Annotated in this window: 16 protein-coding genes and 1 pseudogene; 7 read left to right on the top strand and 10 right to left on the bottom strand. The window is 67.5% G+C overall.

Annotated features, from left to right (window positions below; genetic code table 11):
* Positions 1–32: 32 nt before the first annotated feature.
* Positions 33–1,691 carry a DNA repair helicase XPB gene (locus ACWPOC_RS05390; RefSeq protein WP_019289944.1) on the top strand — a complete coding sequence of 553 codons (1,659 nt, stop codon included), beginning with the start codon at positions 33–35 and terminating at the stop codon, positions 1,689–1,691.
* A gap of 38 nt (positions 1,692–1,729) precedes the next feature.
* Here the strand turns inward: ACWPOC_RS05390 and ACWPOC_RS05385 are convergent, their stop codons facing one another.
* The 3 genes from ACWPOC_RS05385 to ACWPOC_RS05375 are packed head-to-tail and all read right to left on the bottom strand — an operon-like array spanning position 1,730 to position 5,494.
* Positions 1,730–2,392 carry a response regulator gene (locus ACWPOC_RS05385; protein ID WP_120281535.1) on the bottom strand — a complete coding sequence of 221 codons (663 nt, stop codon included), beginning with the start codon at positions 2,390–2,392 and terminating at the stop codon, positions 1,730–1,732.
* Complete coding sequence (locus ACWPOC_RS05380; RefSeq protein ID WP_085469249.1) at positions 2,374–4,074, bottom strand: ATP-binding protein; 1,701 nt, start codon at positions 4,072–4,074, stop codon at positions 2,374–2,376. The genes ACWPOC_RS05385 and ACWPOC_RS05380 overlap by 19 nt, the downstream gene beginning before the upstream one ends.
* A gap of 49 nt (positions 4,075–4,123) precedes the next feature.
* Positions 4,124–5,494, bottom strand: coding sequence for a CitMHS family transporter (locus ACWPOC_RS05375; RefSeq protein WP_120283966.1), 1,371 nt, complete (start codon positions 5,492–5,494; stop codon positions 4,124–4,126).
* Positions 5,495–5,764: 270 nt separating this feature from the next.
* Here ACWPOC_RS05375 and ACWPOC_RS05370 point away from each other — a divergent pair, with 270 nt between their 5' ends.
* The gene (locus ACWPOC_RS05370; RefSeq protein WP_455408153.1) at positions 5,765–6,433 is read left to right on the top strand and encodes a DUF3239 domain-containing protein; all 669 of its coding nucleotides are present in this window, start codon (positions 5,765–5,767) and stop codon (positions 6,431–6,433) included.
* A gap of 17 nt (positions 6,434–6,450) precedes the next feature.
* Positions 6,451–7,014, top strand: a complete 564-nt coding sequence (locus ACWPOC_RS05365; protein WP_026060962.1) for a GNAT family N-acetyltransferase — start codon at positions 6,451–6,453, stop codon at positions 7,012–7,014.
* A gap of 19 nt (positions 7,015–7,033) precedes the next feature.
* Here the strand turns inward: ACWPOC_RS05365 and ACWPOC_RS05360 are convergent, their stop codons facing one another.
* The 6 genes and pseudogenes from ACWPOC_RS05360 to ACWPOC_RS05335 form a co-directional block, all read right to left on the bottom strand.
* Positions 7,034–8,020 carry an LLM class F420-dependent oxidoreductase gene (locus ACWPOC_RS05360; protein ID WP_455408152.1) on the bottom strand — a complete coding sequence of 329 codons (987 nt, stop codon included), beginning with the start codon at positions 8,018–8,020 and terminating at the stop codon, positions 7,034–7,036.
* A 71-nt stretch (positions 8,021–8,091) separates the two neighbouring features.
* Positions 8,092–8,282: pseudogene (locus ACWPOC_RS05355) on the bottom strand (MFS transporter); the annotation flags it as partial.
* Positions 8,283–8,296: 14 nt separating this feature from the next.
* The gene (locus ACWPOC_RS05350) at positions 8,297–9,160 is read right to left on the bottom strand and encodes an ABC transporter permease (RefSeq protein WP_455408151.1); all 864 of its coding nucleotides are present in this window, start codon (positions 9,158–9,160) and stop codon (positions 8,297–8,299) included.
* Entirely contained in the window at positions 9,147–9,974 is an 828-nt protein-coding gene (locus ACWPOC_RS05345) for an ABC transporter ATP-binding protein (RefSeq protein WP_455408150.1), read from the bottom strand. The genes ACWPOC_RS05350 and ACWPOC_RS05345 overlap by 14 nt, the downstream gene beginning before the upstream one ends.
* Entirely contained in the window at positions 9,971–11,056 is a 1,086-nt protein-coding gene (locus ACWPOC_RS05340; RefSeq protein WP_120283962.1) for an ABC transporter substrate-binding protein, read from the bottom strand. Before ACWPOC_RS05340 ends, ACWPOC_RS05345 begins: the two co-directional genes overlap by 4 nt.
* A gap of 580 nt (positions 11,057–11,636) precedes the next feature.
* Complete coding sequence (locus ACWPOC_RS05335; protein WP_120281529.1) at positions 11,637–13,016, bottom strand: MBL fold metallo-hydrolase; 1,380 nt, start codon at positions 13,014–13,016, stop codon at positions 11,637–11,639.
* A 164-nt stretch (positions 13,017–13,180) separates the two neighbouring features.
* Between ACWPOC_RS05335 and ACWPOC_RS05330 the strand changes: the two genes are divergently transcribed.
* From ACWPOC_RS05330 to ACWPOC_RS05315, 4 genes are read left to right on the top strand one after another with little or no spacing between them, the layout of a single operon-like run.
* Entirely contained in the window at positions 13,181–13,786 is a 606-nt protein-coding gene (locus tag ACWPOC_RS05330; RefSeq protein WP_120281528.1) for a rhodanese-like domain-containing protein, read from the top strand.
* A gap of 23 nt (positions 13,787–13,809) precedes the next feature.
* Complete coding sequence (locus ACWPOC_RS05325; RefSeq protein ID WP_455408149.1) at positions 13,810–14,577, top strand: sulfite exporter TauE/SafE family protein; 768 nt, start codon at positions 13,810–13,812, stop codon at positions 14,575–14,577.
* Positions 14,578–14,635: 58 nt separating this feature from the next.
* Positions 14,636–14,905, top strand: a complete 270-nt coding sequence (locus ACWPOC_RS05320) for a metal-sensitive transcriptional regulator (RefSeq protein WP_059381828.1) — start codon at positions 14,636–14,638, stop codon at positions 14,903–14,905.
* A 29-nt stretch (positions 14,906–14,934) separates the two neighbouring features.
* Positions 14,935–15,348 carry a DUF302 domain-containing protein gene (locus ACWPOC_RS05315; protein WP_455408148.1) on the top strand — a complete coding sequence of 138 codons (414 nt, stop codon included), beginning with the start codon at positions 14,935–14,937 and terminating at the stop codon, positions 15,346–15,348.
* A gap of 59 nt (positions 15,349–15,407) precedes the next feature.
* On the opposite strand, the gene ACWPOC_RS05310 is transcribed toward ACWPOC_RS05315, so the two are convergent.
* Positions 15,408–16,634, bottom strand: a complete 1,227-nt coding sequence (locus ACWPOC_RS05310) for an oxygenase MpaB family protein (RefSeq protein ID WP_120281526.1) — start codon at positions 16,632–16,634, stop codon at positions 15,408–15,410.
* Between the last annotated feature and the right edge of the window lie 127 nt (positions 16,635–16,761).

Genomic DNA, 16,761 nt, shown 5'->3' with positions numbered 1-16,761 from the left:
AAAGTTCTACTTTCCATCCACAGGAGGCACTCGTGGCCGACGGACCGCTCATCGTCCAGTCCGACAAGACCGTGCTCCTCGAGGTCGATCACGAACGGGCGAACGAGGCGCGGCAGGCGATCGCACCGTTCGCCGAGCTCGAACGCGCCCCCGAGCACATCCACACCTACCGCGTGACGCCGCTGGCACTGTGGAACGCCCGTGCGGCCGGTCACGACGCCGAGCAGGTCGTCGACGCGCTGGTCTCGCATTCCCGGTTCGCCGTCCCGCAGGCGCTGCTCGTCGACATCGTCGACACCATGAGCCGCTACGGGCGCCTCCAGCTGGTCAAGAACCCCGCCCACGGCCTGACCCTGGTCAGCCTCGACCGGGCGGTGCTCGCCGAGGTCCTGCGGAACAAGAAGATCGCCCCGATGCTCGGTGCGCGCATCGACGACGACACCGTGATCGTCCATCCGAGCGAGCGCGGACGCGTCAAGCAGATGCTGCTGAAGATCGGCTGGCCGGCCGAGGACCTCGCGGGGTACGTCGACGGCGAGGCCCATTCGATCTCGCTGGACTTCGAGACGAATCCCTGGCACCTGCGCGACTACCAGGAACTGGCCGCCGACTCGTTCTGGTCGGGCGGCTCGGGTGTAGTGGTGCTGCCGTGCGGTGCCGGTAAGACGATGGTCGGCGCGGCCGCGATGGCGAAGGCCGGCGCGACGACGCTCATCCTCGTGACGAACACGGTCGCCGGGCGCCAGTGGAAGCGCGAGCTGATTGCCCGCACCTCCCTCACCGAGGACGAGATCGGCGAGTACTCGGGTGAGAAGAAGGAGATCCGTCCGGTCACCATCGCCACCTACCAGGTGATCACCCGCAAGTCGAAGGGTGAGTACCGCAATCTCGAGTTGTTCGACTCCCGCGACTGGGGGCTGATGATCTACGACGAGGTGCACCTGCTGCCGGCGCCGGTCTTCCGGATGACCGCCGACCTGCAGTCCCGCCGCCGCCTCGGTCTCACCGCGACGCTCGTGCGCGAGGACGGACGCGAGGGCGACGTCTTCTCGCTCATCGGCCCGAAGCGGTTCGACGCGCCGTGGAAGGACATCGAGGCCCAGGGCTGGATCGCGCCCGCCGACTGCGTGGAGGTCCGAGTGACCCTCACCGACGCCGAGCGCATGGCGTACGCGGTGGCCGAGCCCGAGGAACGGTACAAGCTGTGCTCGACCGCGCGCACCAAGATCCCGGTCGTGAAGTCGATCCTCGAGCAACACCAGGACGCCCCGACACTGATCATCGGTGCCTACATCGATCAGCTCGACGAGCTCGGTGAAGCGCTCGACGCCCCGGTCATCAAGGGTTCGACGAAGACGAAGGAACGCGAGGCGCTGTTCGACCGGTTCCGGTCGGGCGAGTTGAAGGTGCTCGTCGTGTCGAAGGTCGCGAACTTCTCCATCGACCTGCCGGAGGCCTCGGTCGCGATCCAGGTGTCGGGCACCTTCGGCTCGCGTCAGGAGGAGGCCCAGCGTCTCGGGCGGCTGCTGCGTCCGAAGCACGACGGCGGCCAGGCCCACTTCTACTCCGTGGTCTCGCGCGACACCCTGGACGCCGAGTACGCCGCGCACCGCCAGCGGTTCCTCGCCGAGCAGGGTTACGCGTACCGGATCACCGACGCCGACGACCTGCTCGGACCGCAGATCGGCTGACACGGAGTCCCTGCGCGACGCGTCACAAGGACTCCGTGTCACAGCGGCCGGTATTCCTGTTCGGGACGGCCGGTGGTGCCGTAGCGCAACTGCATCCGGAGGCGTTTCTTCGCGACGAGCGCCGCAAGATAGCGCTGGGCGGTCGCGCGCGACACCCCGATCGTCACGGCCACCTCCCCCGCCGACATCGGTTCCGGTGATTCCCGGAGCGCCTGCATCACGAGCTCTTCGGTCATCGAACGCGAGGGTGCCGGGCGGGTGGCCGGCAACACCGGCCGCAGTGCGGCCAGCCCCGTGTCGATCTCGGTCTGGGTGAGCTCCTCCCCCGCGACGACCCTGCGGTACTGCGCGTAGGCCGCCAGGCGCCGGGCCAGTTCGGTGCTCGCGAACGGTTTGACCAGATACACCAGTGCACCAGCGGTGAGTGCCGCGCGCACCGTCGTGCCCTCACCGGCGGCACCGAGCACGAAACTGTCGCATTCGAGGCTCCGGATCAGGTCGATCCCGGAGCCGTCCGGTAGGTACACGTCCACGAGGGCGAGATCGACGGGACCGGTCCGAACGGCGTCCCGGGCCGCCGCGATGCTCCCGGCGACCGCGCTGACCTCGAATCCCGCCACACCCGAGACCACGGATGCGTGGAGTTCGGCGACCCGGAAGTCGTCGTCGACGACGAGGACCTTCAGATCCGTTCCGCCCATCCCGTGTCCCTTTCGTCGAGCATCCCGGGCAGCGTCGCCAGGAAGACCGCACCCCCGGTCGGATTCTCCGGGGTGCGCTGCCCGCCGCGGTCCGCGAGCACGACATCGCCACCGTGCAGCCGCGCGATGCGCCGTGCCAGTGCCAGCCCCATCCCGCGACCGCCGGGCACCGTCGGATCGCTCCGGGTCGTCGCGCCCTCGGCGAAGATGTCCGGCAGCTCGGGATCGACTCCGTCACCGGTGTCCGCGACGCTCACGTGCAGGTCTGCACCGTCCTCCATCAGTTCCACCTCGACCTCGGCCGGAGCGCGCCCGCTCGTGCGTGCCGCCTCGATCGCATTGTCGAGCAGGTTGCCGAGCACCGTGGTGACGTCGACGGGCGCTCGCACGGTGGCGTGCACCCACGTGTTCTCGCCGAGCACGAGCGCGACTCCCTGCTCGCGCGCATGCGCGGCCTTCGCGACGAGGAAGGCGTGCAGGTATGGGTCGGTGATCGCGTCGATGCCCTCGAGCTGCTCACCGAGCGGGCCCGAACCGAGGATCTGTTCGATGTACTCGAGCGCCTGGTCCGCATGCCCCCGGCGGAGCAGTCCATCGAGCAGGTGGAGCCGGTTCGCGAATTCGTGCCGCTGGGCCCGCAGTGCCGTACTCATCGCCTTGACCGCGTCGAGTTCGCGCGTGAGCGTCTCGATGTCGGTCCGGTCCCGCACCGACATCACCGTGCCGAGATCCCGGCCGTCGCGCACCACGCGCCGCGAGACGGCGACGACGACCCGGTCGCCGGTGGTCGCCGCGACCGGGATGCCGTCCGCGGAGCGCAGCACGTCGAGCAGCCGCGGGGTCATTCCGAGGGTGTCGACGTTGTGGCCGATTCCGTCGTCGGGACCGACGTTGCGGCCGATCCGGTCGTCGAGATCGAGCAGGCGACGCGCCTCGGCGTTGACGACGGTGACGTTGCCGCGGGCATCGGTGCCGACGACCCCGTCGGAGATCCCGTGCAGCACGACCTCCTGTTCGCGGACCAGCTCGGTGAGCTGTTCGGGTTCGAGTCCCAGGGTGAGCCGCTTCCAGCGGTTGGCGAGCAGCAACGATCCGACAGCACCGCACCCGAGTGCCGCGAGCGCGATCAGGACGGCATCGGCGAGGTCGCTGCGCAGGTCGGCGCGCACCCGGTCGGTGGCGATGCCGACGCTCACCTCCCCGACCACTCTGCCCGAGGCGGGATCGGTCACCGGCACCTTGGCCCGGACCGAATCGCCGAGCGTGCCCGACTCGCTGGTCACGACCTCGCGTCCGGCGAGTGCCTCGGTGGGATCGGTGCTCACCCTCCGGCCGAGCTGCTCCGGATCGGGATGCGCGAGCCGGAGCCCCTGGTCGTCGGTGACCACGACGAACAACGCTCCGGTCGCGGTGCGGACCGCCTCGGCGGCCTGCTGCACCGCACCGGATGCGAGTTCCGGGTTGTCCGGGGAGACCACCCCGTCGTCGGCGGCCGAATAGCGTGCGACCTCGTCCCGCACGGTCGGGTCCGCGGACACCGACCGTGCGATCGCGAGCGCGCGCTGACCGTGCTCGTCGGTGACTCGGTCCTCGGTGGTGGTGGCGAACACCGTGAATCCGATGCCGAGTGCCACCGCCACCACCGCGGACTGGAGCAGAAGTACCTGGGTGCGAAGTTTCACGGCGTCGCTCCCGTTCGTCCCATCCGTCCAGTGTGGCTCGGAGCCGATCTCATCCGAACGGAATCTGCCCGAGTACCACCCCGACGACGAGCATCACGACCGACACCACTCCCGCGCGCCACAGCACCTTGCGGTGGTGGTCGGCCAACGGCACCCCGGCGAGGGTCACCAGCAGCAGGATCGCCGGGACCAGCGGGCTCTGCATGTGGACGGGCTGTCCGGTGATCGATGCGCGCGCCATCTCGACCGGTTCGATGCCGTACTGCGCTGCCGTCTCCGCCAGGACGGGGAGCACCCCGAAGTAGAAGGCGTCGTTGGTCATGAAGAAGGTCATCGGGATGCTGAGCAGACCGGTGATGACGGCGAGGAACGGGCCGAGCGAGTCGGGGACGACGCCGGTGAGCCACAACGCCATCGACTCGACCATCCCGGTGCCCTGGAACACGCCCGTCAGGACGGCCGCGGCGAACACCATCGCGACGACCGACACGATGCTCGACGAATGGCGTGCGATCGCGGCGGACTGGTCGACGACGCGCGGGAAGTTCACGGCCAGCGCGATACCGGCGGCGATCATGAACAGCACGGGGATCGGCAGGATGTCGAGACCGAGGACGACGAGCAGCGCCACCGTGAGGATCGCGTTGAAGGGCAGCAGACGCGGACGCAGGGTCGGACGGTCGGGGTCGAGTCCGGCAGCCAACCGACCGACCTCCCCGTCGGTCGTATCGGTGTCCTTTCCGACCGTCGTACCCACTCCGGACGGACCGGCGCCGAGCGGCATCAGGTCGGGCTTCCACGTGAGCTTCCCGAGGCGGCGACGTTCGACGAAGCCCAGGTGAGCAGCGAAGCCCAGCACGACCACGAGTCCCACGACGAGCGACGGGATCATCGGGACGAACACGTCGGACGGGGACAACCCGAGCGCGCTGGCCGCACGGACCGTCGGCCCGCCCCACGGGATGATGTTCATCGTGGCGTTCGCCAGGCCCGCGACGACAGTGAGGACGACGGGGCTGACCTTCAGTTTCAGGTAGAGCGGCAACAGTGCGGAGGTGGTGATGATGAACGTCGTGGACCCGTCCCCGTCGAGGGAGACGACCATCGCCAGCACTGCGGTTCCGATCACCAGTCGTGCCGGGTCGTCGCGCACGAGCCGCAGGATGAGCCGCACGAGCGGGTCGAACAGGCCGACGTCGATCATGATGCCGAAGAAGATGATCGCGAAGAACAGCAGCGCCGCTGTCGGGGCGAGACTTTCGACGCCGTCGACGATCATGTCGCCGATGTCGGTGCCGGCTCCGGCGATCAGGCCGAACGCGACCGGGATCAGGATCAGGCCGACGACCGGGGTGGCCCGTTTCGACATGATCAGGTACATGAACGTGGCGACCATCAGGAAGCCGAGGACGACGAGCATGGCGGTGCCCACTTTCTGACGTGATCAGGGCCGGTCCGGGCACACGTCGACCACGGGTCGCGGGTGCGACCGGAGGTTCGTGCGGGGTCCGGCTCGAAGCCGTGAGGATTGTGTGATCTCTGCTACAGCAGAGTGTGTGGCCACGTCCCTCACCGAGTCACCGTTGCGCGCGAAAGCGCCGTTGTGCGCATTCTGCTCGAGCCCGCCGCGGCCGGGCTCGCCGCCGGAGACCGGCAGTGGTCGGCCGAAGGGCTCCCATAAGCTGGTGGCGTGCGCCGCTTCGACTTCCCTGTGGACCTGCCCCATGCCAAGGCCGTGAACCAGACCCTCGCGGATGTCCGTCGTCTGCGGTGGTCGGCGATATTCGTCGGCCTGGTGTGTGTCGCGGGTGCGGTGGGTCTGTTCCTGCTCGGCGAGGCCTGGGCGTACATCGTCGCCGCCGTGCTGGCGGTCGCGGCAGCGACGTCGGTGTGGGTGGCATTGTGGGCGCCGCGCAAGGTGGGGACCATCGAGCAGCTCTACCGCGACAGCCCGCTCGTCCCGGCCGTCGTCGCCGCCAAGCGTGCCCGCGGGCTGACGCTGCTCGCGCTGGTCGACATCGCCAAGCCCGAGACGTCCGGCCGGCACTTCGCCCTGGTCACCCGCAACGTGGAGGCGGTGCCGGGTCACCGGATCGCGATCGGTGAGCGGGTGCCGTGTGCCGCGGTCCTGTCCGACCGCACGACCCGCAACGACTCGGGGGTATGGCAGATGGTCGGCCCCATGCCGATCGCCTGGGGCACCCGCGATCAGAAGGTCATCGCCGACGCGGTCGCGCAGATCCCCGAGGTGGAGTGGCGCGTGCTGAAGGACAAGCTGAAGATGGTGGACCAGGTCGACGCCACCGACGAGCGTCGCCTCGAACTGGCGAGCAAGGAACTGCCGCCCGAGATGCGGTGACACAGGACTGCGGTGACATGGACGTACGCACGCTGACCGACGGCGCGGTGGTGCTCTCGCCACCGGGTCCGGCCGACGTCGACGCCATCACCCAGGCGTGCCGGGATCCGCTGATCGCCCGGTGGACCACCGTGCCCTCCCCCTACGCCCGAGCGGACGCGCTGCACTTCGTCGAGGACGTCGTTCCGGCCAAGTGGGCCCAGGGATGGCCCGACTGGGCCGTGCGCACCGCCGCGGACGGAGTATTGCGCGGCATGGTCGGATTCGTTCCGCGTGAGGGCTCGGACCCGGAGATCGGGTACTGGATCGCACCGACGACGCGGCGCCACGGACTCGCGACCGCCGCCGTGCGCCTGGCATGCGGTTTCGCGTTCGCGCCGGACGGCATGAACGTCCCGCGGGTCGCGTGGCGTGCCTTCGTCGGCAACCATGCCTCCGCCGCCGTCGCACGACGGGTCGGGTTCCGGTACGAGGGCATCGCCCGCAACGGCCTGCTCCAGCGGGGCGTGCCGCGGGACGTGTGGGTCGCCGGACTGTCCGCCGACGACCCACCCGGACCCGTGGAGGGCTGGCCCCTCTAGGCCTCAGGGGCAGTGGGCATCACGCGAGGTGCGGGAGCACTTCCTTCTCGAGCAGTTCCAGCCCCGAGGTGTCGTAGGCGGCTTCGGGAACGTAGAAGATCGCGTACTCGAGCCCCTGCTTCTTCAGCGCGGTGAGGTTCTCGACGATCTGCTCGGGGGTGCCGACGGCGGGCATCCCCCGGAAGGCGTCGAGCGCCCCGTCGGCCTTCTCCGCTCCGACGATCGGTTCGAGACGGGCCCGCAGTGCCTCGAGCCGGTTCTGCACCTCGGCTTCGGTGCGGCCGATCGCCACGTTGTAGTTGGCCGATCGCACGATGGCGTCGAAGTCGGTGCCGACCTCGGCGCAGTGCTCGCGCAGGATCTCCGACTTGTGCGCGAACCCTTCGGGTGTGCCGTCGAAGTTGGTGTACTGCGCGTACTTCGCGGCGATCTTCAGGGTCACCTTCTCTCCGCCGCCGGCGATCCACAGCGGAATACCGCCGTCCTGCAGCGGAAGCGGACGGACGATGGCTCCGTCGACGGTGTAATGCCTACCCGAGAACGTCGCGGAACCCGTGGTCCACGCCTGTCGGAAGATCTGCACGCCCTCGTCGAGTCGGCGCAGCCGCTCGCCCGGCGACGGAAAGCCGTAACCGTATGCGCGCCATTCATGTTCGTACCATCCGCCACCGATCCCCATCTCGATGCGCCCACCGGAGATGATGTCGGCGGTGGCCGCGACCTTCGCGAGGTAGGCCGGGTTGCGGTAGGCCATGGCGGTACACATCTGGCCGATGCGCACACGCTCGGTGACGGCGGCGAAGGCCGACACGAGGCTCCATGCCTCGTGGGTGGCCTCGTCGGTGGGTGCAGGGACGGTGTGGAAGTGGTCGTACACCCAGATCGACTCCCACGGGCCGCGATCGGCGCGGAGCGCGAGATCGCGCATCACCTGCCACTGGTCGGAGGGGTCGATGCCGACGAGGTCCAGTCGCCAACCTTGGGGGACGAACAATCCGAAACGCATACGTGTCCTAGGGTCGAAGTGACGTTGTGCAGTGCCGGTTCGGCCGGCGCCACCTGTTCCAGTGTGCGCCGCGGCCATGGCGAGTATCGCGGAACGAAGCAGAACGTGCAGACCGCTCCGAGCAGAGCCGGACCCCCGACGGTCAGGGCACCGCGGCCGGAGACAGCGTGGCGACGGCGCCGACGGCGAACGGACCGGCGAACATGTCTGTGTCGTGGGTGAGCCGCCAGGCCGCCAGGAACTCCGCCCAGGTCGCAGGTGGCGGTTCGGCAGAGATCACTGGTCGGCGCGCCACCGCGACAGGCGGCGTTCGATCGCCACGAGGACGCCGTTGAAGACGAGCCCGACGAGTGAGATCGCGATGATGCCCGCATACATGTCGGGGATCCGGAAGTTCAACTGCGACGCGGTGATCAGGTAGCCGAGACCGGCCTTCGCGCCGACCATCTCGGCGGCGATGAGCACCAGGATCGACGACGCCGCCGCCATCCGGACACCGGTGAAGATCGTCGGAACGGCCGCGGGCAGCACGACCTTCTGGAACAGGCGGTGCGCCGGAAGACCGAGCGAACGCGCGGACTTCACCAGCAGCGGATCGACCGTGCGCACACCGGAGATGGTGTTGAGGAGGATCGGGAAGGTGCACGCGTAGATCACCAGCGCGACCTTCGAGGTCTCACCGATACCCAGGATCAGGATGAACACCGGGAGCAGCGCGAGGGCGGCGGTGTTGCGGAAGACCTCCAGGATCGGGTTCAGCAGATCCGCGACCGGCTTGTACCAACCGATCGCCACACCGAGCGGCACCGCGATCGCGACGGCGACGAAGAACCCGACGAGCGCGCGGGACAGGCTCGCCGCCAGATGGTCGGCGAGCTGACCGTTGCCGATCAGGTCGAGGAACGCTCCGACCACGGTGGTGAAGGGCGGCAGGAACACTTCGTCGACGAGTCCGACCCGGGGAGCGATCTCCCACAGGGCCAGGAAGGCGATGATCGCGACGGCCGGCTCGAGGACACGCCACACCAGGGCGCCGGTGCGCCGCCCGGCGCTGCGTCCGGGGGATCCGGTCGGCGTGGCTACGGGTGCGACGTGATCGTCGAGCTCGGGCTTCGTCAGAACGGCACTAGTGCTGGACATGCTGGGCCTCTTCCGTTGCTGTGGCGAGTTCGAGGTCGTGCGCGCGGGCCACCTCCGAGTGCAGCAGCGACCAGATGTCGTGCCGCAGCGCCCGGAACGCCTCACTCGAGCGGACGTCGTCGACGTTCCGGTCGATGTCGACGTCGACGACGGTCTTGATCCGGCCCGGTCTGGAAGTGAGGATCGCGACGCGCTGCCCGAGATAGACGGCTTCGTCGATGCCGTGGGTGATGAACAGGATCGTCTTGCCGGTCTCGCGCCATATGCGGAGCAGTTCGTCCTGCAGGGACTCGCGGGTCTGGGCGTCGAGCGCCGCGAACGGCTCGTCCATGAGCAACACTTCGGGGTCGAAGGCGAGGCTGCGTGCGATGGCGACGCGCTGCTTCATGCCTCCCGACAGCTCGTGCGGGTAACGGTCGCCGAATCCGTGCAGGCCTACGAGATCGAGGTAGTGCCCGGCGAGGTCGCGACGCTCCCGCTTGGGCAGGCCCTTCGCCTCCAGACCGAATTCGATGTTGCTGCGCGCCGTGCGCCACGGGAGCAGTGCGTACTGCTGGAAGACGATTCCACGGTCCAGGCCGGGACCGGTGACGGGCCTGCCGTCGAGCAGGATCTGCCCCGAGGTCGGTGTGCTGAGACCACCGAGAAGGTCGAGCAGGGTGGATTTTCCGCAGCCGCTCGGGCCGACCAGGACGAGGAACTCCCCGTCGGCGAGGTCGAGACCGATGTCGTCGAGCGCGGTGAAGGTGTTGTTCGTGCCGCGCACCGGGAACTGCTTGGTGACGTGGTCGATCCGGAGTTTGGGCTCACTCACTTCGCCTCCTCGAGGGGTTCACCGTTCGGGCCGCTGGTGGGCTCGTAGGTGCCGTTGGCATAGGGGTTGAATTCGTTCGTGTAGACGTCGTCGAGTTCGATCTGCCCTTCGTCGAGCTCGCCGTTGCGCGTGAGCCAGTCGATCCACGTCCGGATCTCCTGGTCGGTGATCACCCCGCCGGGTCCGGCAACGCCGGGACTGCGCCAGTACTCGACGAGGCTCGTCGACTCGTTGCGTCCGCGACCGTCGATGATCTCCTTGAACTTCGCGATCACCTCGTCGCGCGGGGTCACCTGGGTCCAGCGGATGGCGCGGGCCGTGCCCTGCACCAGGTCGGCGACGGCGTCGCGGTTCCGCTCGATGAAGTCGTTGCGGAACACGAGTGTCCCGTAGGAGAACGAGCCGAAGAGGGACTCGTCGGTGAACAGCGGTCGGATACCGCCCCGTTCCACCGCGGTCTCGCGGAACACGCTGCCGAGCGTCCCGACGTCGATCTGCCCTTCACGCAGAGCCTGCTCGGTATTCACCGGTGGTACCACGATGAGTTCGACCTGCGCGATCTCCTCGGGGGTCAGGCCCTGCTGAGCGAGCCACTCCCGCACCAGGAATTCGTGATGGGCGCCGAGGGTGTTCATGCCGACCTTCTTGCCGATCAGGTCGCGCGCCGTGCGGATCGGGCTGTCCTCGAGGACGAAGTAGCCGTTGAAGGTCTGCTCGTCGGACCCGTAGTAGGCGAGCACGGATGTCAGCGGGGAGTTGCCGGCCTGCGCCTTGATCACGGCGCCGTTGAACGCGCCGCCGAAGTCGATCTGGTTCGTCGCGGTGTTCTGGAGCGACTGGGGGCCGTTGCCGTTGTCGCCGATCCACTCGAGCTCGACGTTCTCGAAGTATCCGAGCGATTCGGCGAGTTCGGGGAATCCGACCTGTCCGGCCGAGCCTTCGTAGCGGAGAACGGTCTTGCCGTCCGCAGTGGTGGTGACTTCGGAACCCGAGCAGGCCGTGGCGACGGAGGTGAGGGTGAGGAAGGCTGCGGTGGCAGCGGCGACGCGCAGCAGATTTCTGCGCAGGGCGGATGCGGGCATCAGGATTCGAGTCCTCGTGTCGGCCCGTGGTGCGGGCACGGTGATGTGGTGCCCGAGCGTGCCGGGCACGGTGATGTGGTGCCCGAGCGTGCCGGGCACAGCGAACTACGCACCGGCGGTGCGGTGATGGGCACTGCTGTTCGTCAGCGGCAAGAGATGTGATTGTCGCTCAGCGACAACACAACCGACACTCGGACACGGTCCGTCCCCCTTCGACGTTCTGCGACCGTGACAGCATCCCGCCCCGCGTGCAGGGTCGCAACGATTGCGCGCAGCGTGATCGGAAGTGGCGGATCCTTCCCCCCACGCATGCCGAAGGCCGGCACATCGACTGTGCCGGCCTTCCGTTGCAGTGGGGACGATGCAGCAGTGATCAGGAGCGGAAGAGCGAGAACAGGCTCCGCCGGCGCCGTCCGCCGTCCACGTTGTCGGAACTGCACGTGCAGCGATCGGCTGCGGGAACGGACGCCATCACGGCGTCGACATGCTGCCCACACCCTCCCCAGCCGGTCCTACCGCAGGTCGAGCACGCCACGGGATAACACATGGGAATCTCCTCGTATCGAATGTCGTATCGGGTTCAGGCGGACAGGCGGGAATCGACCCAGGCGTTGTAACCGCCGAGCAGGTCGGTGACGTTCTCGAAACCCTGCGCGCGCAGCAGCGATGCCGCCACGCTCGAACGCCACCCACCTGCGCAGTGCACCACGATCGGTTTACCGACCGGCACCTGTTCCAGTCGGGCGCGCAACTGTGCCAACGGAATCGGAACCGATCCCGGAATCGCGCCGGATTCGCGTTCACCGAGGTTACGGATGTCGACGAGGGTGACCGCATCGTCGGCGAGCAACCGGTCGAGTTCCTCGACCGTCGTCCGTCGGGCGGTCTCGATCAGATCCGTCAGTTCGGCCGGGAAGACACCGTCGCGATCGACGTTCAGATAACCTGCCGCACCGTCGGATCCGATGCGGGCGAGACGCACCGCGGCGTCCTGTTCTTCACCGGGATAGGTGATCAGCAGGATCCTCTCGCCGACCTCGGCGACCATGCCGCCCGTCTCCGCGAAACGGCCGTCGAACCCGACGTTCACCGAGCCGCGCAGGTGCCCGGCGGCGAAGTCGTCGACACCACGCGCATCGAGAACACGTGTGCCGGCGACGAGTTCGTCTTTCACCTGCTCCGGCGTCAACTCGGGAATCGCGCGGTCCTGCACCAGGAGCGGGTGCATCCGCTTGTTCATCGCCGCGTCGACCGAGAAGTACGACGGAGCTGCCGGCTGGCCTTCGGTGACCAGGGTGACGAAGTCGTCCTCGCTCATGGGCTGCACGGACGGGTTCGTGGCGCGTTGCTCGCCGATGGTCGAGGTCAGTTCGCTCGACAGGTTCTTCCCGCACGACGAACCGGCACCGTGAGCAGGCATGACGACGACTTCGTCGGGCAACGTCAGAAGCTTGTCGTGCACGGTGCGGTACATCGCCCGGGCCAGATCGCCGGTCGAGCCGTCGCCGAGGTTGACCAGGTCCGGGCGTCCGACGTCGCCGATGAACAGCGAGTCGCCGGTGAGAACCGCGGCCGGGACGGCGCCGGGGTGTTCGCGCACCAGCACCGATATCGATTCCCAGGTGTGGCCCGGGGTGGACAGGATCTCGAGTTCGACCTCACCGAGGGAGATCTTCTCGCCGTCGCGCAACCGCCGGATGGGGTAATCGGTCTCGGCGGCTTCACCGAACCCGATCCACGCACCTGTGGCGTCGACCAGTTCGAGGTGACCCGAGACGAAGTCGGCGTGGAAGTGGGTGTTGATCACACCTTCGATGTCCAGTCCGTACTTCGCTGCGTCGGAAAGATACTCGTCGATGTCGCGGCGGGGGTCGACCACGACGGCCTTTCCCGTGCGCTCGTCGCCGATGAGGTAGGAGGCGTGGGAGAGGCACTCGATGTAGTACTGCTCGAGAATCATGGATTCCTCCGGATGAGTCGATTCGACCTCGTTGTGGACAAGCCTGACAGATACCCCCTAGGGTATGTCAAGTACCCCCGGGGGTATCCAGATGGAGGTACGGCCCTCCGCACAGCGACCGTTCCCGTCTCCCCTCCCGATCCGCACCCCACCGAAAGGCACCCATGACCGAGCCCGCAACCATCGCCGTCGACCCGAACGCCCTGCACGAATCGATGAATGCCGCCGACCGCGTGCGCATCGTCGACGTCCGTACGCCGGGCGAGTTCGAATCGGTACACATCCCCGGCTCCTACAACGTGCCGCTCGACCTGCTGCGGGAGCACCGCGACGAATTCTGCGCACATCTCGACGAGGACATCGTGCTGGTATGCAGATCCGGACAACGCGCGGGTCAGGCCGAACAGACCTTGCGTGCTGCGGGCCTGTCCCACATCCGAATCCTCGACGGCGGCATGACGGCATGGGAATCGGCCGATCTCCCCGTCGACCGCGGTTTGGAACGGTGGGATCTCGAACGCCAGGTCCGGCTGGTCGCGGGTTCGCTCGTGCTGTCGTCGGTTCTCGGCAGCGCCGTCGCCCCGAAACTGAAGTGGCTCGCGGCGGGAATCGGTGGCGGTCTGGCTTTCGCAGCATTGTCGAACACGTGCGCAATGGGCATGCTGCTCGCCAAGCTTCCGTACAACCGCAGCGCCACAAGCGACCCGCAGTCCGTCGTCGCGCAACTGGTCGCGTCGAAGCAGCCGGCCCCGTCCGACTGTCGGGAGTGAATGCGACCGACATGGGGACGACCATGACACTCGCAGTCGGTTTCGGTGCCGCGATCGGCGTGCTGCTGGGCCTGCTCGGCGGTGGCGGCTCGATTCTCGCGGTGCCGGCACTGGTCTTCGGCATGGGGCTGAGCATCGAGGAGGCCATCCCGATCTCGCTGATCGTCGTCGGCGCAGCTTCGGCGGTAGGTGCACTGCCGAAGGTGCGGGCCCGTCAAGTCCAGTGGCGGCTGGCGGGCATCTTTGCTCTCACCGGCCTGCCCGCCACCTTCGTCGGCAGCGCGGTGGGACGGTTGCTCCCGGAGCGCGTACTACTCGTCGGATTCGCGGCGGTGATGGCGGTGGCGGGAGCGCGGATGCTCGCCGAGCGCGGGAACACCGGGACCGCGTGCTCGACGGGTGGTTCCGGGATCGACTGGCGCCGATGCGTTCCACGCTCGGCGTCGGCAGGCCTGGCAGTGGGTTTCCTCACCGGCCTGTTCGGTGTCGGCGGCGGATTCCTTATCATCCCGGCCCTGGTCCTGCTTCTCGGCGTGACGATGCCGGTCGCGGTGGGCACCTCGCTGGTGATCATCGTCGCCAACTCGGCTTCCGGGCTCGTCTCGCACCTGAGCGGTACGAGCATCGACTGGGCGATCACGGCCGCCTTCGCAGGGACGGCGATCGTCGGCTCGCTGGTCGCGGGCCGGTTCGGTTCTCGTGTCGACACGGGTCGACTACAACGCTGGTTCGCATTCCTGGTGTTCGCGGTGGCCGCCTACGTGCTCGTCGATGCCGTCTTCCTGCGGTAACCTCTCGAAAAATACCCCCGGGGGTACACTGGCGGCAGGTCTACGAAAGGACATCTCCATGGTCGGCGACGAAGACAGCATCGCATTGGTACTCAACCGGTTGCGCAGAGCGCAGGGTCAGCTCGCCGGAGTGATCTCCATGATCGAACAGGGTCGCGACTGCAAGGACGTCGTCACGCAGCTCGCAGCCGTGTCGCGCGCACTGGACCGCGCCGGATTCAAGATAGTGGCAACCGGCCTGAAGGAATGCATGACCGGCAACGCCGAGGAGGGCAAGGAGCCGATGACCGAGGCCGAGCTCGAGAAGCTCTTCCTCGCGCTGGCCTGACCAACGCTTGCGAGAGAAAGGCAGAGATCATGGCACTCGCACTGACGGCCACCCTGCGCACGTCGTTCGAAGATGCGGTCGAACGCACTCGTAAGGCACTGTCCGAACAGGGGTTCGGCGTTCTCACCGAGATCGACATGAAGGCGACCCTGAAGGCGAAACTCGGTGAGGACATGGAGGACTACGTGATCCTCGGTGCGTGCAATCCGCCGCTCGCCCACCGAGCGGTGACGGTCGATCGGCAGATCGGGCTCCTGCTCCCCTGCAACGTCGTGGTCCGCACCGACCCCGAGGATCCCGACACCGTGGTGGTCGACGCGATGAACCCGCAGATGATGGTGCAGGTCGCCGACAGTCCGGGACTCGCGGACGTGGCCGATGACGCCACCACCGCCCTGCAGGCCGCCATCGATTCACTGAAAGCGGACGCGGCGAAGGGCTGAAAAGACAGGCCGCGGAGGCCGGCACGTCCATCGCGTCGGCCTCCGCAAATGTCAACGAGTTACGGGTAGTTGGGGTTGTTGTACTCCGGAATCTCGATGCTGATAGGACGCAGTTCTGCCATGTACAGCAGGACGAACTGGCGCAGCAGTTCGTCGAACGTCCAGTAGGCATCCGGCGCCAGCGGGAGCGGCAACAGCCCTTCGCGTACCGCGATGAACGGGCCCCACGCGACGTCGAGCAGTGTGCCCCAGACGGGTTCGCGTGGAATGTTGAGCCAGTCGGCGATCTCGTCGCCGAGCGCGAACCGTGTCAGCGCCCCGAGGATGGGGCGGGTCAGGAGCGTGAAGTCGAGACCCTTACCGAGGTCGAGCAGCATATCGGCGAGCTTCACACCCTCGGGCGTGGGCGCGAGGATCGGATCGAGCGCTTCCTGCGCCTGGGATTCGGCGTCGTCCCAGGTGGCCGGGATGTACTGATCCTCGATACCGAGCATGTGCGCGCTGACCTGCCACGAGTGGAGAAATCCGTCGGCCTCCGCAGCCGGGATCGGAACCTTCCACTCCTTCAACGTGCGCATCACGCTGGTGGGCAGGCTGTGCCAGGTGACCATCATGTCGTGCTGGCTGATCGGCACATCCTCGGGCGCCATGTTGGACCAGTGCGACGATTGCGGGAGCAGATGGCGCACGGCGGCATGGACGAGCCTGGTCTTGACGGACGTGACGATCATTTCACCGTCGCCCAGATACGCGTTGCGAGAACCGATGTCGTACCCGAGTTTCGCCGTCTTCGAGATGCGGCCCTTCATGTTGGCGCCGCCCTTGGAATAGTAGACGGCCAGTGCTTCCTTCGGGATGACCGTGCTCATCATCCCGCTCACGAATCCGTACAGGACACCGAGATACAGCCCGCGCTTCTCGTTGAACCGGACGGCCGTCTCGAGTTTCGCCGGATCGGCCCAGGACGGAAGCTGCCGGGCGTGTTCCATGAAATCGCGCAGGTCGTTCGGAAGCCCTTCGGGCAACGGCTGGGAGTTCTTCTTCCAGGTGCGCAGCAGCTCGTTGACCCTCGGTACGTCGCCGCGCTCGAGCAACGAGGCGACGAGCGGGTCGGCCTCGGCGTCCCATACCTGTCGCGGATCGGCACCGCTCCCCGTACCCGGTATCGACCCTGCCGGCGACCACCTCCAGGGTCGGGCCTGGGCCGGTGTCGCCACCGCGAACGCCCCCAGCGCGCCAAGGAGGCCACCGGTTTTCAGAACGTCGCGCCTGCTCGGATTATCCATACTGTCGCTCCCCTACGACTCGTGGATGTAGCAATGAAACATCCGGAGTTTCTCTGTAACATGGAACCACACCGTGGCTCGGGTCACAATGAATCGTGAAATGTCACTGCTCGGGATGGTCGGCGAC

The sequence above is a fragment of the Rhodococcus sp. 5G237 genome (genome assembly GCF_053764735.1).
Note: the sequence above shows the minus strand (reverse complement) of the source record. Positions and strands in the feature narration are given on the sequence as shown.